This window comes from Sphaerotilus sp. (genome assembly GCF_031429695.1).
Classification (GTDB): domain Bacteria; phylum Pseudomonadota; class Gammaproteobacteria; order Burkholderiales; family Burkholderiaceae_C; genus Sphaerotilus.
This window is the reverse complement of sequence record NZ_JANPAB010000010.1, coordinates 11,491-34,925: the sequence shown is the minus strand read 5'-3', so window position 1 is coordinate 34,925 and position 23,435 is coordinate 11,491. Positions and strand designations below refer to the sequence as shown.

General features: G+C 68.2%; 25 protein-coding genes. 12 read left to right on the top strand and 13 right to left on the bottom strand.

Features of this window, described 5'->3' with window-relative positions:
• Positions 1-3 precede the first annotated feature (3 nt).
• From RMP06_RS02260 to RMP06_RS02240, 5 genes are read left to right on the top strand one after another with little or no spacing between them, the layout of a single operon-like run.
• Entirely contained in the window at positions 4-1,476 is a 1,473-nt protein-coding gene (locus RMP06_RS02260) for an NADH-quinone oxidoreductase subunit M (protein ID WP_310460158.1), read from the top strand.
• 19 nt (positions 1,477-1,495) lie between these two features.
• Positions 1,496-2,977 carry an NADH-quinone oxidoreductase subunit NuoN gene (nuoN, locus tag RMP06_RS02255; RefSeq protein WP_310460157.1) on the top strand — a complete coding sequence of 494 codons (1,482 nt, stop codon included), beginning with the start codon at positions 1,496-1,498 and terminating at the stop codon, positions 2,975-2,977.
• Positions 2,977-3,276 (top strand): DUF2818 family protein, encoded by a 300-nt coding sequence (locus tag RMP06_RS02250; RefSeq protein ID WP_310460156.1) that lies wholly within the window; start codon positions 2,977-2,979, stop codon positions 3,274-3,276. The genes nuoN and RMP06_RS02250 overlap by 1 nt, the downstream gene beginning before the upstream one ends.
• Positions 3,277-3,283: 7 nt before the next feature.
• Positions 3,284-3,919, top strand: a complete 636-nt coding sequence (locus RMP06_RS02245; RefSeq protein ID WP_310460155.1) for an NUDIX domain-containing protein — start codon at positions 3,284-3,286, stop codon at positions 3,917-3,919.
• Positions 3,920-3,929: 10 nt separating this feature from the next.
• Positions 3,930-4,406 carry a DUF1178 family protein gene (locus RMP06_RS02240; RefSeq protein ID WP_310460154.1) on the top strand — a complete coding sequence of 159 codons (477 nt, stop codon included), beginning with the start codon at positions 3,930-3,932 and terminating at the stop codon, positions 4,404-4,406.
• Here the strand turns inward: RMP06_RS02240 and RMP06_RS02235 are convergent.
• Both RMP06_RS02235 and RMP06_RS02230 read right to left on the bottom strand, forming a co-directional pair.
• Positions 4,387-5,841: an FAD-binding oxidoreductase gene (locus tag RMP06_RS02235; protein WP_310460153.1), complete on the bottom strand. Its 1,455-nt coding sequence runs from the start codon at positions 5,839-5,841 to the stop codon at positions 4,387-4,389. The genes RMP06_RS02240 and RMP06_RS02235 overlap by 20 nt on opposite strands.
• An 18-nt stretch (positions 5,842-5,859) precedes the next feature.
• Positions 5,860-6,258 (bottom strand): DUF2069 domain-containing protein, encoded by a 399-nt coding sequence (locus tag RMP06_RS02230; RefSeq protein WP_310460152.1) that lies wholly within the window; start codon positions 6,256-6,258, stop codon positions 5,860-5,862.
• Between the two features lie 37 nt (positions 6,259-6,295).
• Here RMP06_RS02230 and RMP06_RS02225 point away from each other — a divergent pair, with 37 nt between their 5' ends.
• Both RMP06_RS02225 and RMP06_RS02220 read left to right on the top strand, forming a co-directional pair.
• A complete protein-coding gene (locus tag RMP06_RS02225; protein WP_310460151.1) occupies positions 6,296-7,516 on the top strand; it encodes a YihY family inner membrane protein in 1,221 nt (406 codons plus the stop codon).
• 195 nt (positions 7,517-7,711) lie between these two features.
• Positions 7,712-9,316 carry a methyl-accepting chemotaxis protein gene (locus RMP06_RS02220; RefSeq protein WP_310460150.1) on the top strand — a complete coding sequence of 535 codons (1,605 nt, stop codon included), beginning with the start codon at positions 7,712-7,714 and terminating at the stop codon, positions 9,314-9,316.
• A 27-nt stretch (positions 9,317-9,343) separates the two neighbouring features.
• Here RMP06_RS02220 and RMP06_RS02215 read toward each other — a convergent pair whose 3' ends face one another.
• Entirely contained in the window at positions 9,344-10,165 is an 822-nt protein-coding gene (locus RMP06_RS02215; RefSeq protein ID WP_310460149.1) for an alpha/beta fold hydrolase, read from the bottom strand.
• Positions 10,165-11,475 (bottom strand): O-acetylhomoserine aminocarboxypropyltransferase, encoded by a 1,311-nt coding sequence (locus RMP06_RS02210; RefSeq protein ID WP_310460148.1) that lies wholly within the window; start codon positions 11,473-11,475, stop codon positions 10,165-10,167. The genes RMP06_RS02215 and RMP06_RS02210 overlap by 1 nt, the downstream gene beginning before the upstream one ends.
• A 98-nt stretch (positions 11,476-11,573) precedes the next feature.
• Here RMP06_RS02210 and RMP06_RS02205 point away from each other — a divergent pair, with 98 nt between their 5' ends.
• Positions 11,574-12,053, top strand: coding sequence for a CBS domain-containing protein (locus tag RMP06_RS02205; RefSeq protein ID WP_310460147.1), 480 nt, complete (start codon positions 11,574-11,576; stop codon positions 12,051-12,053).
• Here RMP06_RS02205 and RMP06_RS02200 read toward each other — a convergent pair.
• Together RMP06_RS02200 and RMP06_RS02195 are read right to left on the bottom strand one after the other, a co-directional pair.
• On the bottom strand, positions 12,044-12,652 hold the full coding sequence (locus RMP06_RS02200; protein WP_310460146.1) for a HAMP domain-containing protein: 609 nt from the start codon (positions 12,650-12,652) through the stop codon (positions 12,044-12,046). The two genes, RMP06_RS02205 and RMP06_RS02200, sit on opposite strands and share 10 nt — an antisense overlap.
• 105 nt (positions 12,653-12,757) lie before the next feature.
• Positions 12,758-13,285: a chemotaxis protein CheW gene (locus RMP06_RS02195; protein ID WP_409050080.1), complete on the bottom strand. Its 528-nt coding sequence runs from the start codon at positions 13,283-13,285 to the stop codon at positions 12,758-12,760.
• Between the two features lie 200 nt (positions 13,286-13,485).
• On the opposite strand from RMP06_RS02195, the gene aroC reads away from it, so the two are divergent.
• On the top strand, positions 13,486-14,595 hold the full coding sequence (gene aroC, locus RMP06_RS02190; RefSeq protein WP_310460144.1) for a chorismate synthase: 1,110 nt from the start codon (positions 13,486-13,488) through the stop codon (positions 14,593-14,595).
• A gap of 14 nt (positions 14,596-14,609) precedes the next feature.
• Here aroC and RMP06_RS02185 read toward each other — a convergent pair whose 3' ends face one another.
• From RMP06_RS02185 to RMP06_RS02160, 6 genes are all read right to left on the bottom strand, one after another.
• On the bottom strand, positions 14,610-15,062 hold the full coding sequence (locus tag RMP06_RS02185; RefSeq protein WP_310460143.1) for a chemotaxis protein CheW: 453 nt from the start codon (positions 15,060-15,062) through the stop codon (positions 14,610-14,612).
• A gap of 5 nt (positions 15,063-15,067) precedes the next feature.
• Entirely contained in the window at positions 15,068-15,340 is a 273-nt protein-coding gene (locus RMP06_RS02180; RefSeq protein WP_310460142.1) for an STAS domain-containing protein, read from the bottom strand.
• Entirely contained in the window at positions 15,337-15,726 is a 390-nt protein-coding gene (locus RMP06_RS02175) for a response regulator (RefSeq protein WP_310460141.1), read from the bottom strand. Before RMP06_RS02175 ends, RMP06_RS02180 begins: the two co-directional genes overlap by 4 nt.
• Before the next feature lie 20 nt (positions 15,727-15,746).
• The gene (locus RMP06_RS02170; RefSeq protein WP_310460140.1) at positions 15,747-16,532 is read right to left on the bottom strand and encodes a hypothetical protein; all 786 of its coding nucleotides are present in this window, start codon (positions 16,530-16,532) and stop codon (positions 15,747-15,749) included.
• 187 nt (positions 16,533-16,719) lie between these two features.
• Entirely contained in the window at positions 16,720-17,418 is a 699-nt protein-coding gene (gene ypfH / locus RMP06_RS02165; protein ID WP_310460139.1) for an esterase, read from the bottom strand.
• A 54-nt stretch (positions 17,419-17,472) separates the two neighbouring features.
• Positions 17,473-18,561, bottom strand: a complete 1,089-nt coding sequence (locus RMP06_RS02160) for a threonine aldolase family protein (protein WP_310460138.1) — start codon at positions 18,559-18,561, stop codon at positions 17,473-17,475.
• 120 nt (positions 18,562-18,681) lie between these two features.
• On the opposite strand from RMP06_RS02160, the gene RMP06_RS02155 reads away from it, so the two are divergent.
• From RMP06_RS02155 to RMP06_RS02145, 3 genes are read left to right on the top strand one after another with little or no spacing between them, the layout of a single operon-like run.
• Positions 18,682-19,077, top strand: a complete 396-nt coding sequence (locus RMP06_RS02155) for a COG4315 family predicted lipoprotein (RefSeq protein WP_310460137.1) — start codon at positions 18,682-18,684, stop codon at positions 19,075-19,077.
• Between the two features lie 27 nt (positions 19,078-19,104).
• A complete protein-coding gene (locus tag RMP06_RS02150; protein WP_310460136.1) occupies positions 19,105-19,662 on the top strand; it encodes an RNA polymerase sigma factor in 558 nt (185 codons plus the stop codon).
• A 6-nt stretch (positions 19,663-19,668) separates the two neighbouring features.
• On the top strand, positions 19,669-20,571 hold the full coding sequence (locus tag RMP06_RS02145; RefSeq protein WP_310460135.1) for an anti-sigma factor family protein: 903 nt from the start codon (positions 19,669-19,671) through the stop codon (positions 20,569-20,571).
• On the opposite strand, the gene gcvP is transcribed toward RMP06_RS02145, so the two are convergent.
• Complete coding sequence (gene gcvP, locus RMP06_RS02140) at positions 20,511-23,435, bottom strand: aminomethyl-transferring glycine dehydrogenase (protein ID WP_310460134.1); 2,925 nt, start codon at positions 23,433-23,435, stop codon at positions 20,511-20,513. The genes RMP06_RS02145 and gcvP overlap by 61 nt on opposite strands.

Genomic DNA, 23,435 nt, shown 5'->3' with positions numbered 1-23,435 from the left:
CCCATGGCATACCTCTCTCTTGCAATCTGGATCCCCATCGCCTTCGGCGTGCTGCTGCTGGCGATCGGACGTGACGACCAACCCCAGGCGGCCCGCTGGATCGGCCTGATCGGCGCGCTGATTGGCTTCGCAGTGACGCTGCCGCTGATCGGCGGTTTCGACAGCACCACGGCTGCCCTGCAGTTCCAGGAAAACATCGCCTGGATTCCGCGCTTCAACATCCGCTACCACCTGGGTGTCGATGGCATCTCGGTGTGGTTCGTGCTGCTGACGGCCTTCATCTCGATCATTGTCGTGCTGGCGGGCTGGGAAGTCATCACCGACCGCGCGCACCAGTACATCGGGGCCTTCCTGATCATGTCGGGCCTGACGGTCGGCGTGTTCTCGGCCGCCGACGGCATGCTGTTCTACGTGTTCTTCGAAGCGACCCTGATCCCGATGTACATCATCATCGGCATCTGGGGCGGACAGCGCCGTGTCTACGCCGCGATCAAGTTCTTCCTGTACACGCTGGCCGGCTCGCTGCTGCTGCTGCTCGCGCTGATCTTCCTGTACTACAAGTCGGGGGGCAGCTTCGACATCCTGACCTGGCACAAGCTCCCGCTCCCGGCCGATGCGCAGACGATGCTGTTCTTCGCATTCCTGGCGGCGTTTGCGGTGAAGGTGCCGATGTGGCCGGTGCATACCTGGTTGCCGGATGCCCACGTCGAAGCACCTACCGGCGGCTCCATCGTGCTGGCGGCCATCATGCTGAAGCTCGGCGCCTACGGTTTCCTGCGTTTCTCGCTGCCGATCGCTCCGGACGCCGCGCACGAATGGTCCGGCCTGCTCGTCACGCTGTCGCTGATCGCGGTGGTCTACGTCGGGCTGGTCGCGATGGTGCAGACCGACATGAAGAAGCTGGTCGCGTATTCGTCGATTGCGCACATGGGTTTCGTCACCCTCGGCTTCTTCATCTTCAGCGAGCTGGGCATTTCCGGCGGACTGGTGCAGATGATCTCGCACGGCTTCGTCTCCGGCGCGATGTTCCTGTCGATCGGTGTCCTGTACGACCGCATGCATTCGCGTGAAATTGCCTCTTACGGCGGCGTGGCCAACACGATGCCCAAGTTTGCTGCCTTCGCGGTGTTCTTCGGCATGGCCAATGCGGGCTTGCCGGGCACGGCGGGGTTCATCGGTGAGTGGATGGTGATCCTGGGTGCTGTGCAATTCAACTTCTGGATTGGCATGCTGGCGGCGTCGGCACTGATCTTTGGTGCGGCTTACACGCTGTGGATGGTCAAGCGGGTCTACTTCGGCGAGATTGCCAACGACCACGTGCGCGAACTCACCGACATCAACGCCCGCGAGTACCTGCTGCTGGCCGTGCTGGCGGTCTGTACCCTCGCGATGGGCCTGTACCCCAAGCCGTTCACCGACGTGATGCACGTGTCGGTGACCGAGCTGATCCGCCATGTTGGCGTGTCGAAACTGTGATCCTGGAGCGCTGCACCCCATGACTGCAATGAATTGGCTCGCGGTGTATCCCGAGATCTTCCTGCTGGTGATGGCCTGCGTGGTCGCGCTGGCCGACCTGTTCGTCACCGACCCCAAGCGCACGCCGACCCATGTGCTGTCCCTGCTGACTCTGGTCTGCCTGGGTGCCATGCACTGGGTGTCGTTCAACGAGGGGCAGACCTACTACGCGATGAACCGCATGGTGGTCACCGACCCGATGGGTCACCTGCTGGCCCTGTTCGCAACGATCGCGGTTGCTGTGACGCTGGTCTACGCACGGCCCTACGCCGAGAGCCGCGAGATGCTCAAGGGCGAGCTGTACTCGCTCAGCCTGTTCTCGCTGCTGGGCATCTCGATCATGGTGTCGGGCAACAATTTGCTGACGCTGTACCTCGGCCTCGAAGTGATGAGCCTGTCGCTGTACTCGCTGGTCGCGCTGCGCCGTGACCATGCGCAGTCCACCGAAGCGGCGATGAAGTACTTCGTGCTCGGTGCGCTGGCGTCGGGCTTCCTGCTCTACGGCATGTCGATGATGTACGGCGCCACCGGCTCGCTCGATCTGGGCAAGATCTTCGACGCCATCGGCAAGGGCGAAGTGAACCGCCAGGTGCTGGTGTTCGGGCTGGTGTTCATCGTTTCCGGTCTCGCGTTCAAGCTGGGTGCTGTGCCGTTCCATATGTGGCTGCCAGACGTGTACCAAGGCGCGCCGACCGCTGCGACGCTGCTGATCGCCGGTGCGCCAAAGATTGCTGCCTTCGGCATGACGATCCGCCTGCTGGTGGACGGCATGCTGGGCCTCGCGGTGGACTGGCAGCAGATGTTTGTCGTGCTGGCCGTGTGCTCGCTGCTGGTGGGCAACCTGGCCGCCATCGCGCAGACCAACCTCAAGCGGATGCTGGCCTACTCGACCATTGCGCAGATGGGCTTTCTGCTGCTGGGTCTGCTGGCGGGTGTGGTCAACGGCAACACGCTGTCGGCCGCCAACGCCTACAGCTCGGCCATGTTCTACATCATCACCTACGTGGTGACGACGCTGGGCACCTTCGGCCTGATCATGCTGATGGCCCGTGCCGGCTTCGAAGCGGAAGAAATTGCCGACTTGGCGGGTCTGCACCGCCGCAGCCCCATGCTGGCGGCCGTGATGGGCATCTTCATGTTCTCGCTGGCGGGCGTGCCGCCGATGGTCGGCTTCTACGCCAAGTTGGCCGTGCTGCAGTCGCTGATCTCGACCAATGACGGCATGCACCTGCAACTGGCCATCTTCGCGGTGGTGATGTCGCTGATCGGTGCCTTCTACTACCTGCGCATCGTCAAGGTCATGTACTTCGACGAGCCGACCGACACGTCCCCGATCGTCACACCCACCGGTGCGCGCACGGTGCTGTCGCTGAACGGCGCGGCCGTCCTGATCCTTGGCATCCTGCCGGGTGGCCTGATGGCGATGTGCGCCCAAGCCATCGTCAAGGCGCTGGCGACCTGATGTCGGCGGCGGCGTCGGTCTGGCTGGTGTTGCTGCTCGCAGCCGTACTGGCCAATCTGCCGTTCTTCAACGAACGGCTTTTTGCCTTCGGACCCCGCAAGGTGCACAAGGGCATCGCGTTGCGCCTGGTGGAGTTGATGCTCTACACCGCGTTGACGATCGGACTGGGGCGCTGGCTGGAAGGCCGCAACAGCCAGATGGCCGAGCAGGGCTGGCAGTTCTATGCGGTGCTGTCCTGCGTGATGCTGACGCTCGCTTTCCCGGGATTCGTGTGGCGGCATCTGCGCCGGCAGCACTGAACGACGCATGCCTATGCCCATGGTCTTGCCGGAACTGAACAATCTGCCCGCGGACGACGCCCATCTGCGCGAGGTCTGCGTGCAGTCGCGCGAGGTCTACTGCGGGCGTTTCCTGCAGGTGCGCCAGGACGACGTGTCTCTGCCCGACGGTAGCACCTCGTACCGCGAGTACATCGTTCACCCCGGCGCGGTGATGGTCGTGCCGGTTCTGGACGATGGGCGTCTGGTGATGGAGCGGCAATACCGCTATCCCACGCACCGTGCCTACCTGGAGTTCCCCGCCGGCAAGCTCGAAGCTGGCGAGCCGGGCATTGTCTGCGGTGTGCGCGAGCTTTTCGAGGAAACCGGATTCCGTGCTGCCGAGTGGGCGTATGCGGGCGAACTGCACAACGCGATTGCCTACTCCAGCGAGCGGATCGAGGTCTGGTTTGCGCGCGGGCTGGTCGCCGGAGAGCGGCAACTGGATGCCGGGGAGTTCCTCGACGTGTTCGTTGCGTCCGAAGAAGAACTGTCGAACTGGGTGGCCGATGGTTCCGTCACCGACGCCAAGACCATGATCGCCTTGCTCTGGCTGCAGCAATGGCGTGCCGGCCGTTGGGCTTTGACCTGGAAACCTGCGGACGCCTGGGGCTGCGACCGATAATCGTTCGGTCATGAAAGTACTCAACCTGCAGTGTGCGGCGGGCCATCCCTTCGAGGGCTGGTTCGGCTCGGAAGACGACTACCAGTCGCAGCAGTCCCGCGGACTGTTGACCTGTCCGGTCTGCGGGCATGTCGATGTCGTGCGGCTGCCGTCGGCACCCCGTCTGAATTTGTCCGGTGCCAAGGCGCCGGCATTGGTTGCGCCCGTGCCAGCAAAACCGGAGACTCCTCGGCCCACCGTGTCACTGACGCCCGAGCGCGCGCAGGCCGAGGCCGTGCTGTTGCAGGCCATGCGCCATGTGCTGGCCAACACCGAAGACGTCGGGCCGCACTTCGCCCAGGAAGTCCGCCGCATCCACCACGGCGAGATCGATCACCGCAACATCCGTGGGGAAACCACGCCCACCGAAGCACGGGCCTTGCGCGACGAGGGGATCGAAATCTTCCACCTGCCGATCCCCGACGGACTCAAGGGACCGTTGCAGTAGGGTCGCCGGGGTCCAGCATCCGGCCGGGGTTCATCCGCAGACCGGGATCCAGCGCCCGCTTGATCGCCCGCATTAGCGACAGCGCAACCGGTGACTTGCGCCGTGCCAGTTCCTCCCGCTTCAGTGCGCCGATGCCGTGCTCGGCCGAAATCGATCCGCCGTGTGCCTGTACCGCGTCATAGACCAGCGCATTGACCGCGTGTTCATGCTGCGCCAGAAAATTCGCCGCAGATCCACCGACCGGCACCTGCACGTTGTAGTGCAGGTTGCCGTCGCCCAGGTGTCCGAAGTTGACGAGCCGCGCGCCCGGAAACGCCTGCTCCAGCGCCGCATCCGTGCTGGCGACGAATGTGGGGATGCGCGAGACGGGCAGGGCGATGTCGTGCTTGATGTTGAGACCTTCCTCGGCCTGCGCCATCGAGATCGATTCGCGCAGGTGCCACATCGAGCGCGACTGCGCGACAGACGAGGCCACCGCTGCGTCCGTGATGACACCGGCCTCCAGCGCCGCTTCCAGCAGACCCTCGAAGATCGTCCGGGCGTGGTCGGCGCTTTCGGCATCCGAGATTTCCAGCAATACGGTCCACGGCGAAGGCGGCAGCGGCTGCGGGATCTGCGGAAAATGCTTGCGGACCAGCGACAGCGCGAAGTCGCTCATCACCTCGAACCCGGTCAGCGAGGCCGCGGCACGGGCCTGTGCCAGTTGCAGCAGCGCCACGCACTGGTCCACCGACTCGCAGACTGCCAGCGCCGTCATCGACGCGGCCGGTTGCGGATGCAGGCGCATCACCGCTGCGGTGATCACGCCGAGCGTGCCTTCGCTGCCGATGTAGAGGTGACGCAGGTCGTAGCCGGTGTTGTCCTTGCGCAGGCCGCTCAGACCTTCCCAGACCTCGCCGTGCGGCGTCACTACCTCCAGCCCGAGGCAGAGTTCGCGTGCGTTGCCGTAGCGCAGCACCTGCGTGCCGCCTGCGTTGGTCGAGAGGTTGCCGCCGATGGTGCAACTGCCTTCCGCTGCCAGACTCAGCGGCAGCAGCAGGCCAGCCGCTTCGGCCGCCTCCTGCGCCGCCTGCAGCACGCATCCGGCTTCGACCGTCATCGTCAGATTGGCCACGTCGATGGCGCGGACCCGGTTCATCCGTCCCAGGTTCAGCAGCACCTGCGTGCCCGTGTCGTCCGGCACCGAACCGCCGACCAGCCCGGTGTTGCCGCCTTGTGGCACCACCGCTACGCCGTGGCCTGCACAGGCGCGCAGGACCGCAGCCACTTCGGCCGTGCTGCCGGGTCGCACCACCGCGAACGCGCGGCCGTGCCAGCGTTTGCGCCAGTCCCGTTCGTAGGCGCTCAGGTCACCGCCTTGCAGCACATGGGCTTCGCCAACGGCGGCGCGCAGATCGGCCAGCAGCGTGGGCAGGGTGGACGCATTGAATGGCATGGTGGACACGCTCCGTTTTCAGGCCGCAGCGGCTGCCGCCGGTGCTTGGCGACCGGCCGCGAGTCGCGCCCGCACATGCCAGGCGCAGGCCGTGAACAGCAGCACCGACAGCACGATCTCGGCGCCCGCCAGCAGCACTTCCCGGCCGGGTGCGCTGTTGATACGCACAGCCCCTTCGGCCGCGTAGAGCCAGACCGCCAGACTCAGCCAGCGGTAGGTGTAGAGCTTCATGCGCCACAGGCCGGGCAGGGCGAACACCAACGGAACGACCTTGATGGCGAGCGTGCCGGCGCCCGTGCGTGCCAGCGACAGCTCCCAGAGCAGGCCCAGCACGAGCAGCGCCAGGCACGTGCCGAAAGAGAGCCAGCGGCTGCGCTGCACGGCGGAGGTGGGGACTTGGGCAGAAGGTTCGGTCATCGTGAGGGGTTCGGTTCAGCTTTGGCATGATAGCCACATGAATCCACTCAGCAGTCGCTGGGCCGCCTTTCAGCGCTGGCCCTGGCTCGACACCCTGCGCACCTTGCGCCAGCGTTTCCGCGAAGACCGCCTCGGCATCACCGCTGGCAGCCTGACCTTCACCACCATGATTTCGCTGGTGCCACTGGCCACGGTGACCTTCGCGCTGTTCACGGCGTTTCCGATGTTCGCGAGCTTCCGCAAGGCGCTGGAGGTGTATTTCCTGCAGAACCTGGTGCCGGACGCCATCGCCCGCCCGGTGCTCAAGCAACTGACGCTGTTTGCCAGCAAGGCCAGCCAGGTCGGGGCGGTGGGTCTGGTGGTGCTGGTGTTGACGGCCATTGCGCTGCTGCTGACCATTGACCGCTCGCTCAACGCCATCTGGCGCGTGCGTCAGACGCGGCCACTCGCGCAGCGGGTGCTGGTGTACTGGGCGACGGCCACGCTGGCGCCGTTGGTGCTCGGGGTCAGCCTGTCGATGACCTCGTACGCCGTGTCGGCCTCCAGCGGCCTGGTCCAGACCTTGCCGGGCGGGGTGTCCTTCCTGCTCGGGCTGGTCGAACTGGGCTTGATGGCGGCGGGCATGTCGGCACTGTTCAAGTTCGTGCCCAACACGCAGGTGCGCTGGAGCCACGCGGCGCTCGGCGGTGTGTTCGTGGCCATCGGGTTCGAGCTGGCCAAGCGCGGTCTGGCCTGGTACCTCGGCCTCGCACCCACCTACACCACGATTTACGGCGCCTTCGCCGCGCTGCCGATCCTGCTGAGCTGGATCTACCTCGGCTGGGTGATCGTGCTGCTGGGCGCCGTGGTCGCCGCCTACGCACCGAGCCTGCAGATGCGCGTGGTGCGCCATGCGGTCACGCCGGGCTGGCGCTTCATGCTGGCGCTGACCGTCCTGCGCGAGCTGGCACAGGCGCAGCAGAGCCCGTCGCGTGGCATTGCATTGGTCGAGTTGTGCGAACGCCTGCGCCTTGATCCCTTGCAGGTCGAGCCTGTGGTCGAGCAACTGCAGCGCCTCGACTGGGTCGGCGCGCTGGCGGAGCCAGGGCTGGCGCGGCATGTGCTGCTGGTCGATCCGGCCTGCACGCCGGTGGCGCCGCTGGTGCAGGCGCTGTTGCTGGCCGCGCGCTGGCAGGACGAGCCGTTCTGGCAGCACGCGGGCCTCGCAGACATGCGTCTCGCGGACGCACTTGGGTCGGCTGCGCCAGCGATTCCTTGAAACCCCCAGTGTCGATGCCGAACAACTGCATTTAGTCGGCTGTTTTGCGCAGTTCGTGTTGGCCCGGACTCTCTAACCTCTCGCCAGACCGTCAACCGACGGAATTGAGCCAAGCGTGTTACCGGGGGGTATCGAATGCGCAGCAACTTGCCAGTCACCCAGGCTGAATATCCTTTTCCGGCAGGACGGGCACTGGTGTCGACCACCGACCTGCAGGGCCGCATCCTCTATTGCAATCCGGCGTTCATCGAGGTCAGCGGCTTCGTTCGCGAGGAACTGCTCGGACAGCCGCACAACCTGATCCGGCACCCCGACATGCCCGAGGAGGCCTTCCGCGACATGTGGGCCACGATCGCCGGCGGCGAGCCATGGTCCGGGATGGTGAAGAACCGCCGCAAGAACGGCGACCACTACTGGGTGCTGGCCAACGTCACGCCGCTGCTGGACGGTGACCGGCCAGCCGGCTACATGTCGGTGCGCACCGAAGCCAGCCGGCAGCAGATCGAGGCGGCCGAGCAACTCTATGCATCGATGCGCGAGGGTTCGGCCTCGGGCGGTCCGCCCCGGCTTCACCTCCAGAGTGGCCGGGTCGAGCTGGACACCTGGTGGGCACGCAGCCGGCGGCGGCTGGCGGTCAGCGCCAGTACACGCCTGTTCCTGATCTGCCTGGGCTGCGGGGCGTCTGGGGTGGCCGCCGGGCAACTGGGCGCCATGGCCGAGGGCCTGAGCGTGGTCGGCGGGCTGGCCGGCGCTGTCTTGCTGGCCGGTTCTGCGGCCATCGCCGCGTGGCGCATTGGCGCCACGACTGTCCAGCCCATGCAGCGGCTGCTGCAGTTTGCCAACCGCATGGCGGCGGGCGATCTGAGCCGCCGGTTGCCGGCCGACCAGGCGGGGCTCGCAGGCCGGCTGGAGCGTGCGCTCAACCAGCTTGCGGTCAATCTGCTGGCCATCGTCGGTGACACCCGTGCCGGCGTGGATTCGCTGCGCGGCACGGCGGGCGAGCTGGCCCGGGGCAATCTGGACCTGTCCGAACGCACCGAGTCCCAGGCGTCCAGCCTCGTCGAGACCTCGGCGTCGATGACCCAGATCACCGCCACGGTCCGCCAGAGCGCCGAGAGCGCCCACGGCGTGGCCGGCATGGCGCTGCAGGCGGCCGAGATCACCTCGCGCAGCACGGCGGCTGTGCACCGCGTCACCGAGACGATGCAGACCATCAGCCAGGCCTCGCGGCGCATCCAGGAAATCGTGCAGGTCATTGACGGCATTGCACTGCAGACCAATCTGCTGGCGCTGAACGCGGCCGTCGAAGCGGCCCGTGCCGGGGAGCAGGGCCGTGGATTTGCCGTGGTGGCCGGCGAGGTGCGCCAGCTCGCCAAGCGCACCTCAGTGGCGGCCCAGGAGATCAAGGAGCTGATCCTGGACGCTGCCAGCAAGGTGGAAACCGGCACGGTCCAGACCGATCTGGCCTGCACCACCATGGACGAAGCCCTCGCCGCCGTGCGTCAGATGAGCAAGCTGGTCGGCGGCATTGGCGATGGGGCGGCCGAGCAACTGGTCGGCATCTCGCAGATCAACGAGGCCGTGGCCAACATGGAAACGCTGACCCAGCAGAACGCCACGCTGGTGCAGGAGCTGACCGGCGCGGCCGGATCGGTCGGCACCCAGGCGGAGATGGTGGCCGAGGCGGTGCGCATCTTCCGTCTGGAGCAGCACGAGCGGCCCGCTGCTACCTCGGCCGTTGCACTGCGGCGCCAGATGAAGTCGGTGGTGCCTGCCCGCCGCGCCGCACTTTCGCGCTGACGCACGGGTCCGGCCACGGCGGGCTGTTCACGCCAGCGCTGTGCGCAGCGCGGCGAGCAGTCCGTCCGGGTCTTCCATCATCAGCACGTGGCCGGCGGTCGGCAGCGTGTGTACCTCGGCGCCCAGGGCCTTTGCCATCGCGGTGGCTTGCTTCGGCACGGTCATGCGGTCCCGGGCACCGACGATGAGGCTGCAGCGGACACCCTGCAGTTGCGCGGCGGCGTCCAGTCCATGGGCGTAGCGGTCGCAGGCAGAGAAGTCGTGGTGGAAGAGGTTGTGTTCCACCCCGGCCACGCCTTCGCTGCGTGCGAGCACCTGGCGCATCAGGGCCCGGCTGACGCCGTGCAGCCACGCACCCGGTCCAGGGTACGAAGGCTTGGCTGCCATCGACGCGTGCGAGAACGTCACCACCTGGTCGATGGCCACCAGCGGCTGCCGCGCCGCCGTGTCCAGCAGGGCCGGTGACACCCGCATCGGGTAGGCGGTGCCGACCAGAACGAGGTGGCTGACCGTGCCCGGCGCTGCGCGGCTGGCCGCCTCCAGCGCGATCAGCGACCCCATGCTGTGCCCGACCAGCGCCGCCCGGCGCACGCCGCGCTCGGCCAGCAGTGCGAGCACGGCGTCGGCCATCGCCTCGATGTCCGGCAGCGCTGGCCCGGCGCTGCGGCCATGTCCCGGCAGATCGACCGCCAGCACGCTGTGGCCGTGGTGCGCGAACCAGCGCGCCGCCAGCGTCCAGACGCTGTGGTCGTGGAGCGCACCGTGGAGGAACACGACACAGGGCAGGGCGGCATCGAAGGGGCGGCCGCCGGTGTAGGCGTAGAGGGGCGCAGAGGTGGGCATGGACATCACGCGGCTTTCTGCGCCACCTTGAGGGCGCGCTGGAGATCGTCGATGAGGTCGGCGGAGTCTTCGAGCCCCACCGACAGCCGAACCGTGCCGGGGCCGATGCCGGCAGCGGCCAGCGCCGCGTCGTCCATGCGGAAATGGGTGGTCGAGGCCGGGTGGATCACCAGCGAGCGCGCATCGCCCACATTGGCCAGGTGCGAGAACAGCTCCAGCGCCTCGATGAAGGCCTGTCCTTGCCGACGAGAGCCCTGCAGGTCGAAACTGAACACGGCGCCGCAGCCCTTGGGCAGCAGCCGCTGTGCCAGGGCATGGTCCGGGTGGTCGGACCGCGAGGGGTGGCGGATGGTGCCAACCAGTGGCTGCGTGGCGAGGAACTCGACGATGCGCTGTGTGTTCTCGACATGGCGTGCCATGCGCAGCGGCAGCGTCTCGACGCCCTGCAGGATCAGCCAGGCGGTGTGCGGGCTCATGCAGGCGCCGAGGTCGCGCAGGCCCTCGCGCCGCGCCCGCAGGCCGAAGGCGCCGACGGAGCTTTCCTCGGTGAACACCATGCCGTGGAAGCCGTCGTAGGGCGTGCAGAGCGTCGCACCACGGCCGTGCACCGCGTGGGCGGCTTCCCAGTCGAAGTTGCCCCCATCGACCAGCAGCCCGCCCACGACCGTGCCGTGGCCGCAGAGGAACTTGGTCGCCGAATGCAGGACCAGCGATGCGCCGAGGTCCAGCGGGCGCTGCAGCCAGGGCGTCGTCAGCGTGGCGTCCACCAGCAGCGGCAGGCCTTGGTCGCGGCCGAGCTGCGCCAGCGCGGGGATGTCGAGCACGTCCAGCCCCGGGTTGCCCAGCGTCTCGCCGAACAGCAGCTTCGTTTCGGGCCGGATGGCCGCGCGCCAGCCGTCGTGGTCGCCGGGCCGCACGAAGGTGGTGTGGATGCCCAGGCGCGGCAGCGTGTAGTGCAGCAGGTTGTGCGAGCCACCGTAGAGCGAGCTGCTGGCGACGATGTGGTCACCGGCGCCGGCCAGCGTCGTGATGGCCAGCACCAGACCCGCCTGTCCGCTGGCGGTGGCCAGACCGCCGACGCCGCCTTCCAGCGCGGCGATGCGCTCTTCCAGCACGGCGGTGGTCGGGTTGGACAGCCGGCTGTAGACGTGGCCCGGACGCTCCAGGTTGAACAGCGAGGCGGCGTGTTCCGCGGACTCGAAGACGAAGGAGGTGCTCAGGTGCAGCGGGACAGCGCGGGCCCCGGTGACCGGGTCGGGCGCACTGCCGGCGTGCAGCGCGAGGGTGTCGAATCCGGGGGCGGCGTATCCGGCCATCGGGGGCTCCTCAGGGTGATTTTTGCGCGCATTGTGGGCTATATTGGCGCAACAGCTCCTGTAGTTTCCGCATCCGTTCCAGCATTCGAGAGGCCCCCATGAAAGTCAGCGACATCCTGCGTGTGAAGGGAAACACGCTCTTCACCGTCACCCCGGACCACCCGCTGGCCGACGCCATCAACGCCATGGCCGAGAATGACATCGGCTCCCTGGTGGTGATGGAGCACGGCGACCTGGCCGGCATGCTCACTTTCCGGGAAGTGATCCAGGCGATCGTCCGCAATGGGGGCGTGGTGGGCAAGTTGCTGGTGCGCGGCGTGATGGACGACCACCCGCTGACCTGCACGCCCGAGACCGAGATCGACGAGGTCCGCCGCATGATGCTGGAGCGCCATGCGCGCTACATGCCCGTGATGAGCGCGCGCATGCTGATGGGTGTGATCTCGTTCTATGACGTCGCCAAGGCCGTGGTGGACAGCCAGGACTTCGAGAACCGCATGCTCAAGGCCTACATCCGCGACTGGCCGGTCGAGGCCACCGAGCCGACCACGACCGATTCGGCCAGCGGTCAGGCCTGACGGGCGACCAGACGCAGGCGCGCTGTGGACCGGGCCGGTACTGGCGCTGGCCGGTCGACTGGCGCGCTGGTCGACAGGATGGGCGTTTCCCCGCCCTGGTGCAGGCGCTCGGCGATCCGTTCCAGCGAGCCCGTCGGTACGGACAGTCGCTGGCTGCGCGGTGTGTCGTCCTTCTCTTCCGGCAGCACGACGGCCAGATAGTCGCCCAACGCCTCCAGCGCGACCAGCAGACGGCCGACCTCGTCCAGCCGATCCACCCGAACGCGCACCCCGTAGTTGCCCAGCACCAGCGCCTGGGTCACCCGTTGCGCGCTTTCCAATGGGCGAACAATCGTCCGCGCATTGATCTGCAGCAGCACCAGGCCGCTGCTGATCGCCGCGAACAACAGCGCACCCGAAAGCAACGCCATTCCGATTGCAGGAGCCGAACCCTCGGCGATCGACGACCAAGCCAGCACCTGCGAGGCGGCTGCCAGTCCGAGTGGAACCAGGGTGCCGAACGCCAGACGCGCCCGGATGGACAGGTGTTGAAAGTGATGGACCACAGCACATTCCCTCTTTCTGCCGCGCTGCACCGACAGGTGATGCAGTCGTAACAAAATGTATTTATGTGCACCATGCCACAAAAAAGGCACGCTACCCTTAAGGTAACGTGCCTGAAACGAGTCACTGGCGGACTCGCGGCTGGAATCAACGGGGAAAGTTCACATGTCGGATGTCGCAGAACTGAGGCCGAGATCGGCGCTGCCCATGAGGCGTTCGATGTCGAGCAGGATCAGCATGCGGTCCTGCAGGCTGGCGATGCCGGTGATGAAGCTGGTGTCTTGGCTGGTGTCCATGTCCGGGGCGGGGCGCACGGCCTCGCCAGGCAGTTCCAGCACGTCTGACACCGAATCCACCACCGCGCCGACCACCCGCCCGCGGATGTTCAGCACGATCACCACCGTGAAGCCGTTGTACTCGGCGCTCTCGCAGCCGAACTTGATGCGCAGATCCACGATCGGCACGATCACGCCGCGCAGGTTCACGACGCCCTTGAAGCAGGACGCCGCATTGGCGATGCGCGTCGGCGCTTCATAGGAGCGGATTTCCTGCACCTTGAGGATGTCGATGCCGTATTCCTCCTGGCCGAGGCGGAAGGTCAGGTACTCGCCCCGCAGGTGGCTGGTGTCGCCGGCTTTGCTGCCGGCCTCGCCGTGGCGCTGGGTGGAGGAACTGCCGCCGCTGGTCATTGACCGGGGGGATGTCTGGTGTTTGAGGGCCGTGCTCATCTTGATCCTTGATGTGCGATTCGGTTGAATTCTCACGGGCGGCGGCAGCGGCAATGGCTGGAGCAGCAGGGCATAGGGGGCTCAGTTCGCCGCGCGGCGGCCGCCTACAATCAGCCGATTCCTCCCGACCCTACCCGCGCAAGCAGTCACCCATCCGCACCATGTCCGGCAGCACCTTCGGTCTCCTGTTTCGAGTCACCAATTTTGGCGAAAGCCATGGTCCGGCCATTGGCTGCGTCATCGACGGCTGCCCGCCCGGGATGGCGCTGTCCGAGTCCGACATTCAGCCTGACCTCGACCGCCGTCGCCCCGGCACGAGCCGCCATGTCACCCAGCGCAACGAGCCGGACCAGGTCGAGATCCTCTCTGGCGTCTACGAGGGCCTGACCACCGGCACACCGATCTGCCTGCTGATCCGCAACACCGACCAGCGCAGCAAGGACTACGGCAACATCCTCGACACCTTCCGCCCGGGCCATGCCGACTACACCTACTGGCGCAAGTACGGCCTGCGCGATCCGCGTGGTGGCGGGCGATCGTCGGCGCGGCTGACGGCGCCGATGGTGGCGGCGGGTGCCGTAGCCAAGCAATGGCTGAAGGCGCAGCACGGCACCACGTTCCTCGGCTGGATGAGCCAGCTCGGTCCGATCGAGATTCCATTCGAGGACGAGGCGCAGATTCCCTTGAATCCATTCTTCGCGCCGGGTCGCTCGAAGATCGAGGCGCTTGAGACCTACATGGACGATCTGCGCCGGGCAGGGGACTCCTGCGGCGCGCGCATTCAGGTGGTGGCCCGTGGCATGCCGGTCGGCCTGGGCGATCCGCTGTTCGACAAGCTCGACGCCGATGTGGCCTACGCGATGATGGGCATCAACGCGGTCAAGGGCGTGGAGATCGGCGCCGGCTTCGCGTCGGTGGCCCAGCGCGGCACCGAGCACGGCGACGAGATGACCCCGGCGGGTTTTCGCAGCAACAACGCGGGCGGTGTCCTCGGCGGGATATCGACCGGACAGGATCTGGTGGTGTCGATCGCCATCAAGCCGACCAGCTCGATTCGCACGCCCCGCGATTCGGTCAACCGCGCTGGCGAGCCGACGACGGTGGAAACCTTCGGCCGGCACGATCCCTGCGTCGGCATCCGTGCCACGCCGATCGCCGAAGCGATGTTGGCGCTGGTGGTGATGGACCATGTGCTTCGGCACCGCGCACAGTGCGGTGATGTGGTGCTGCCCATCGGGCCGCTGTCGGGTGCCGTGTCCGTGGCGGATTGAGTGCCGCCGTGATCCTAGGTGCGGGCCAGCGCTGCGGGATCAAGCACAGCAGGCAGGTCCAGCTCCGGCATCGCCTCGCCCCGCACGCGCACGAGGCTGCGCAGGTAGCGCGGCTCCACGGCGGTGCCCAGTGGCGGGACCGCCTCGTGCTCGGCATCGCTGGCCGTGAACACCTCATCCACGGCATCGACCAGCATGCCCATGGGCGGTGATTCGTCCCCCGCGGCACCGCCCAGCTCCACCATCACGATGCAGGTTCGTCGCCCGATCCGGACCGCGCCCAGCCCGAGCCGGCGACCAAGGTCGATCACCGGTACCACCGCACCGCGCAGGTTCATCACCCCGCGCACGCAGTCCGGCATCAGCGGGACGGGCGTCAGCGCGCCGACTTCGAGGATTTCCTTCACCCGGTCCAGCCCTAAGGCGTAGCGGCCCTGGCCCAGTGCGAAGCGCAGGTACTGGCCCATGCCCCTCAGCCCCGGCGTCCGGTGTCGGGCAGCAGATTGCCCAGACCGCTGCGCTGCAGCACGTCCGACAGCCCGGGTGTGGCGTTGCACAGGCGCAGACCGCGGTTTTGCTCCGCGCGGCTGCGGCGCAGCGCCAGCAGCAGTTGCAGCCCCGCCGTGTCGCAGGCCGACACCTGCGCCAGGTCCAGCGCATCGTCCGGCCCGGCCTCGGCCAGCCAGTCGAGCAACTGCGTGCGGCGCCGGGCCGCGTGGCGGATGGTCAGGTCTCCGTCGATCACGGGCACAGCCGTGCAACCGCGTCCACGAGCTGCGAAGGCTGGAACGGCTTGGTGATCCAGGCCCGCACACCCGCTGCGCGACCCTCGGTTTTCTTCGCTTCCTGCGACTCGGTGGTCAGCATGATGATGGGCGTGAACCGGTGGTCGGCCATCGTCTTGACGTGGCGCGCGAAGCTCAGCCCGTCCATGCGCGGCATGTTGACGTCGCAGACGATGAGCGCCGGGGGATGGGTGTCGAGCCGGGCCACGGCGTCCTCCCCGTCCACGGCTTCCACCACCGTGTAGCCGGCCTTCTGCAGCGCAAGCTTGGCGACGGTGCGGAAACTGCTCGAATCGTCGATCACCAGGATGGTCTTGCCGGTCGACAGGAGGAGGGGCGTGTGCATGGGAAAGGCCTCGGTCCAGGTCAGAAAAACTCGACACTTCCGCCCTGAGACGGCGCGTCGGGCAGGCCGTTGTGGCGCGCACGCTGCTCCTGCGTCGTGTAGGAGCGCTCCAGCTCGGCCAGCCAGCGCATGGCGTCGGCGTGGCTCGCATGTTCATTGCGGCGCATCCACTCGGTGAATCGCTGCATGTCGTGGGCGACGTTGGTCAGGGTCTGATTCAGCCGGTCCTGGAACTGCATGCCCAGCAGCACGCGCTCCAGGTCTTTCTCGATGCGCGCGCTCAGGGACTGCAGCGCGCAGGCCGCGATCTCGGGCGCGGCGCGTTCCACGGCCAGTTCGACCAGCGACTGTCGGGCTTGTGCGAGGGCCCGGTCCTGGCGCGCGTGGTCGCTGCGGGTGTCCGCGGCCACCTGCTGCGACAGCAGCGCCAGCGCCGAGCGCGTGTCGTCCAGACGTTGCAGCGGGCGAGCGTCCTCAGGCAGCGCGCCGCGCAGATCGGCCTCGATGGCATCGAGCTGCACCAGCGACTCGGCGAGCTGCGCCAGGAGTTGCTCGCGGCGCTGGTGGGTGATGTCGACGGCGTCGAGCAGCTGGGTCAGCACGTGGTCCTGGCGCTCGCTCGTCACCGACAGCCCGGCGGGCAGGGTGTCGTCGGATGCCGCGCCGGGTGGGCGCTGGCTGGCGGCCATCACGCCGTCGCACAGCCGCGAGAAGGATTCAAGCAGGTCGCCGATGCCACTTTCCACGGCCAACCGCGAGGCCTCGACATGGCGTTGCCATACCGGCACCACCTCGGCCACCATCATGCGTGGTCCCTCGGCGAGGAGGGCGTTGCCTGGCGATGGAGCGCAATCGCAGTCGGACCGGGGATGCAGCGGCATGGGGATGGCAGGCAAAGTGGAGGGCAGAGCCCGCACTGTCGCGTTTGTCCTGCTTGCCTGATCCCCGAAATTCAGCGCCGATCGAAGGGCAGTTCGTCCCGGATCGCCGTGTTCACGCGGATCCGGTCGGCGCGCCCGCCAGGCTCATCGCTTCGCGCCACAGCCGCGGCGGCACATGGTGCGTGAGGCGAAAGACGGCCCGCTCCAGCAGCGCAGGGTGCAGCTCGTGGCCCACTTCGTCGGCGATGTCGAGGGTCGCGTCGCCGCCGTCGAGGGCTGCCACGTGCTCGAAGGCCGCGGTGGCGTGCAGCGCAGGGATGACGGCGTCCTGGCCGCCATGGAAAAAGTGGAAGGTGGTCAGCGGCGGCGCGGCTTCGGGCAGTTGCGCAAAGCGGCCCGAGAACGCCAGCACCCGCCCGACCAGATCCGGCGCCGCGACGGCCGCTTCGAGCGACACGATGCTGCCTTGCGAAAACCCGACCAGCGCCGTCGCCGCGGCCCCCACGCCGAGGTGCTGCTGGTGGCCGCGCACCCAGTCGATCAGCGTGGGGACGACGGCCTGCACACGCTCCGCTCGGTTCTCCTCGGTCACGCCGGCAATCGAAAACCACTGCCGACCCTGCGCAGTGGGCGCGGCGTCAAAGGCGTCGAAGCCGTCCGGCAGCAGCAGCGCGGCCTGCGGGAACGACGCCCGCAGCACCTTGGCCAGTGGCACCAGGTCATCGGCCGAAGCGCCCACGCCGTGCAGCAGGATGAAGAGTTGGGCGGGTGGGCCAGCGTCGGGCAGGCTCTGCAGCAGTCGGGCAGTCATGGCAATCCTTGGAACTTGGAGAAGCGGGCGATGCGGAAGGGACAGTGCGGAAGGTCAGGCGCAGGCGCGCGCGATGTCGGCAGCGAAGGCATCGACCGACTCGGGCGTGGTGTCCCACGAACACATGAACCGGCAGCCCCCGCCCGCGATGAATTGGTAGAAGCGCCAGCCCTGGGCCTGGACCCGGGCGATGGCCGTCGGCGACAGACGGGCGAACACCGCGTTGGCCTGCGGTGCGTGCAGGCGCTCGACACCCGCCACGCCATCCAGTGCCCGGTACAGGCGCAGCGCCATGGCATTGGCGTGGCGCGCGTTGGCCAGCCAGGTGTCGTTTTCCAGCAGCCCGAGCCACGGCGCCGAGATGAAGCGCATCTTGGACGCGAGCTGCCCCGCCTGCTTGACGCGGTAGGCGAAGTCCTCCGACAGCGCCCGGTCGAAGAACACCACGGCCTCGCCGATCGGCAGCCCGTTCTTGGTGCCGCCGAAACACAGCACGTCGACCCCGGCACGCCAGGTGATGTCGCTCGGGTGGCAGCCCAGCGTGGCCACCGCGTTGGCGAAGCGCGCGCCGTCCATGTGGACCTTGAGGTGGCGGCGCTTGGCGATGGCCGCGATGGCGCGGACTTCCTCGACGCTGTAGACGGTGCCGAGTTCGGTGGCCTGGGTGAGGCTGACCACCTTGGGCTTGGGGTAATGCAGGTCGTTGCGCTTGGTGACCAGCGCCTCCACCGCGTCGGGCGTGAGCTTGCCGAGCCGGGCGGAAGCACTTTCTCCCTCGGCGGTCAGCAGCTTCGAGCCGTTGGAGAAGAACTCCGGCCCGCCGCATTCATCCGTCTCGATGTGCGCGACCGGGGTGCAGATCACTGAGTGGTAGCTCTGGCACAGCGAGGCCAGCGCCAGCGAGTTGGCCGCCGTGCCGTTGAAGACGAAGTAGACATCGCAGTCGGTCTGGAACAGCTCGCGCAGGGCTTCCGAGACCTGCTGCGTCCAGCGGTCGTCGCCGTAGGCGGGTTCGTGGCCGCTGGTCTGGGCCTCCATGAACCAGCGCGCGGCGTTCGGGCACATGCCGGCGTAGTTGTCGCTGGCGAAATGCTGGCGGGTGGGTGTGGCCACGGCGGCGGGGGCAGGGTGCAGGGAACTCATGGGCGGAGATTGTCGCGCTGTTTATTTATTTGGCGATGGCGGGAATGAAGCGGGTGCATCCTGTGTTCACCGGGTTGTGGGCTGGCATCCCTGCCATCCCTCCAGCCAGGAGATAACGCCATGACCTCGATTTCTTCCTCGATCCGCCGTGTCAGCCTCGCGCTCACCGTCTCGGCCACGCTGGTGCTCGGTGCCTGCGCGATGATGGCGCCGCCGCCGCCGGCCATGACTGCCGGTGGCATGCTGACCGACGCGGCCGGCATGACGCTCTACACCTTCGACAGGGATGCCGCCGGCCGCAGCGCCTGCAACGGTCCCTGCGCGAAGAACTGGCCGCCGCTGATGGCTCCCGCCGACGCCAAGGCCCGCGGTGACTACAGCGTCGTCACCCGCGACGATGGCACGCGCCAGTGGGCCTACAAGGGCCAGCCGCTCTACACCTGGGTCAAGGACATGAAGGCGGGCGACACCACCGGCGACGGCGTCAACGGCGTCTGGCACACCGCCCGCCCGTGAACCGCCGTTCCTGAGCGCCCAGGCTGCATGTCCGATCCGCCGGACCTGATCGTGCATCTGCCGCGCCTGCGGCGGTACGCGCGAGCCCTGACCGGCGGGAACGCTGCCAGTGCGGACGATCTGGTCCAGGACACGCTGGAGCGGGCCTGGGCGCGGCTGCACCAGTGGCAGGCACCGGCCGAGGGTGACCCGACGGATCCGGCCGAGCGGCTGCGGGCGTGGTTGTTCACGCTGATGCACAACCTGTACCTGAACCAGGTGCGCCAGCCCCGGCTGCCCACCGATCCGCTCGACGATGTGCAGGACGATCCGTCCGCGCCGTCCGTCAGCGGTGGGCAGCTGGAGACGCTGGCGCTGCGGGACATCCACGCCGCGCTGGCGAATCTGCCCGTGCCGCAGCGCGAGGTGCTGCTGCTGGTCGGTCTGGAGGAGTTCAGCTACGCCGAGGCTGCGGCGGTGCTCGATGTGCCGGTGGGCACCGTGATGTCGCGGCTGTCGCGTGCGCGGGCGGCGATGCGGGTGGCGCTGTCGCATCCGGTGGTGGTGCGGCCGGGTGCTGCGGCCGGCTGGAAAGTGGTGAAGTGAACCGACATGGGCACTGACGTACAAGCCGACGAACTCCACGCCTACGCCGACGGTCGCCTGCCGCCCGAGCGTCGGCTGGCCGTGCAGGCGTGGCTGGCAGCGCATCCGGACGAGGCCGCGCAGGTGCAGCAGTGGCAATCGCTGAACCAGGCGCTGCACCTCGGGTTTGACGATGTGCTCAACGAGCCGCTGCCGCTGCGGCTGGTCCGGGCCGCACAGGGCGATGCTGCGCCGCCGGTGCTGGCCGCTGCCGTGCAGGCGCGCTGGCGGCTGGGGTCGCGCCCCGGACCGGGCTGGGCGACGGCGGCGCTGCTGTTCGGGCTGGTGGTGGGCGGTGGTCTGGGCTACCAGCTGGGGCAGGGCCGGCAGACAGCCTTGGTTTCCGCGGGGGTGTCCGGTCGATTCGTGCATGACGCTGCCTTGGCCCATGCCGTGTACGTGCCGGAGCAGCGCCACCCTGTCGAGGTCGATGCCCGGCAGGCGGATCACCTCGTCGCCTGGCTGTCGAAGCGGCTCGGCACGCCGCTCCACGCGCCGCAGCTCGCACCGCTCGGCTTCGAGCTGCTGGGCGGGCGCCTGCTGGCGGCGGGTGAAGGGCCAGTCGCGCAGTTCATGTACCAGGACGCGGCGGGTGTGCGGCTCACGCTCTACGTGCGCCGCGCCGCGCCGGCCGGGGCCAGACCCGCGGACACGCTGACCGCCTTCCAGGTCGCCCGGGAAGGCGATGTCGAGGTGTTCTACTGGGTCGAGGACGGCTTCGGCTACGCGCTGTCCGGCCGTGTGGACCGCCCGCAGCTGCAGGCGGTGGCCGAGGTGGTCTACCACCAGCTCACCGCCCCGGCGCAGTCTCAGTCGCCCGCGTATTCGCCCACGGGCAAGCAGGAGCAGAACAGGTTGCGGTCGCCGTAGACGTTGTCCACGCGGCCGACCGGCGACCAGTACTTGCCACGCCGCAGGCTCGCCACCGGGTAGGCGGCGGTTTCACGGGCGTAGGCGTGGGCCCAGTCGCTGGCGAGCAGGCTGGCCGCCGTGTGCGGGGCGTGTTTCAGCGGGTTGTCCTCGCGCGGCCAGGCGCCGGACTCGACCTGCGCGATCTCGCCGCGGATGGCGACCATCGCGTCGCAGAAGCGGTCCAGCTCGACCAGCGGCTCGCTCTCGGTCGGCTCCACCATCAGCGTGCCAGCGACCGGGAAGCTCAGCGTCGGCGCGTGGAAACCGTAGTCGATCAGGCGCTTGGCGACGTCCTCGGCGCTGATGCCGGACGAATCCTTGAGCGGGCGCAGGTCGAGGATGCACTCGTGCGCCACGCCGCCGCCCTTCACGCCATCGATGCCGCCGCTGAAGTGGATGTCGTAGTGGTCGGCCAGCCGGGCGGCGATGTAGTTGGCGCTGAGGATGGCGATTTCGGTCGCCGACTTCAGGCCGTCCGCGCCCATCATGCGGATGTACATCCACGAGATCGGCAGCACCGCCGCGTTGCCCAGCGGCGCCGCCGACACCGCCCCGACGCCGCCAGCCCGGTGTTCGCCCGCCGTCGCATGGCCCGGCAGGAAGGGCACGAGGTCTTCCACGACACACACCGGCCCGACACCCGGCCCGCCACCACCGTGCGGGATGCAGAAGGTCTTGTGCAGGTTCAGGTGCGACACGTCGCCGCCGAACTCGCCCGGCGCGGCCAGCCCGACCAGCGCATTCATGTTGGCGCCGTCCACGTAGACCCGGCCGCCGTGGGCATGGACCATCGCGCACAGCTCGCGCACCCGCGGCTCGAACACGCCGTAGGTGGACGGGTAGGTGATCATGATCGCGGCGAGGTCGGCCGCGTGCTTCGCGCACTTGGCGCGCAGGTCGTCCAGATCGACGTTGCCGTCCGCGTCGCACTTGACGACCACCACCTGCATCCCGGCCATCTGCGCCGAGGCCGGGTTGGTGCCGTGGGCACTCTCGGGGATCAGGCAGACCTTGCGGTGGGCGTCGCCGCGCGAGGCGTGCCAACCCATGATGGCGAGCAGGCCGGCGTATTCGCCCTGCGAGCCGGCGTTGGGCTGCAGGCTGATGCCGGCGTAACCCGTGGCCTGGGCGAGCCAGGCGGTGAGCTGCGCGTTCAGTGCGGCGTAGCCGGCGAGCTGTTCGGCAGGCGCGAAGGGGTGGATGTGGGCGAACTCGGGCCAGGTGATCGGGATCATCTCCGAGGTCGCATTGAGCTTCATCGTGCAGGAACCCAGCGGGATCATGCTGCGATCGAGCGCCAGATCCTTGTCCGACAGCATGCGGAGGTAGCGCAGCATCTCCGTCTCGCTGTGGTGCGTGTTGAAGACCGGGTGCGTCAGGTAGGTGGACGTGCGCTGCAGCGCCGACGGGATCATCGGCACCACCTCGTCGGCGTATTGGGCGACGGTCGGCGTGGTGGCGCCTTGGGCGAACACGGCCCACAGCGCCTCGACATCGGCGCGGGTGCTCGTCTCGTCCAGGCTGATGCCGAGCGTGTCGTGGCTGGCGGCGCGCAGGTTGCGGCCCGACGCGACGGCGGCGGCCATCAGCGCGTCGCGCCGGTCGCCCGCTTCGACGTGCAGCGTGTCGAAGGCCGTGTCGTGCAGCAGGCGCCAGCCCATCGCCTTCAGCCCTTCGGCGAGGATCGCGGTCAGCACGGCCACGCGCTGCGCGATGCGCTTCAGGCCGACCGGGCCGTGGTAGACCGCGTACAGGCTGGCGACGACGGCGGGCAGCACCTGCGCGGTGCAGATGTTCGAGGTGGCTTTCTCGCGGCGGATGTGCTGCTCGCGGGTCTGCAGCGACAGGCGGTAGGCGGGCGCGCCGTGGCTGTCGATGCTCACGCCCACCAGACGGCCGGGCAGCGAGCGCTTGAAGGCGTCCTGCGTGGCCAGATAGGCTGCGTGCGGGCCGCCGGCGCCCATCGGCATCCCGAAGCGCTGCGTGGTGCCGAAGGCGATGTCGGCGCCGAGTTCGCCGGGCGAGACCAGCAGCGTCAGCGCCAGCAGGTCCGCGCCGACGATCGCCATGGCGCCTGCGGCGTGCGCGGCGTCGATGATCGGCTTCAGGTCACGGAGCTGCCCGTTGACGCCGGGGTATTGCAGCAGCACGGCGAACGCGGGCGCCGCGGCCAGCGAGGCGGCGATCTCGGTGGCATGCACTTGATCGACCGTGATGCCCAGCGGCTTGGCGCGGGTGCGGATGACTTCGAGCGACTGCGGCAGCACGTCGTGCGCGACGACGAAGCGCGTGGCCTTCGACTTGCCCACGCGGGCGGCCAGCGTCATCGCCTCGGCGGCGGCGGTGGCCTCGTCGAGCATCGAGGCGTTGGCGATCGCCATGCCGGTCAAGTCGGTGACCATGGTCTGGAAGTTGACCAGCGCCTCCATGCGGCCTTGGCTGATCTCGGCCTGGTAGGGCGTGTAGGCGGTGTACCAGGCGGGGTTTTCCAGCACGTTGCGCAGGATGACGCCGGGTGTCAACGTGCCGAAGTAGCCGCAGCCGAGGTGGCTGGTCAGCACGCGGTTCTGCGATGCCAGCGCCTTGAGTTCGGCCAGCGCCTGCGCCTCGGTCAGCGGGGCGGGCAGCTCCATCGGCGCGGGACGGGCGATCGCGCGCGGGATGATCGCGTCGATCAGCGCGCGGCGGCTGGCCGGGCCGATGGCCGCCAGCATGCGCGCCTCGTCGGCCGCGCCCGGGCCGATGTGGCGGGCGGTGAATTCGCTGGCGTTCTCGAGATCGGCGAGGCTTGGCGGCCGGGGCGGCGGGGCGGGGTATGACAT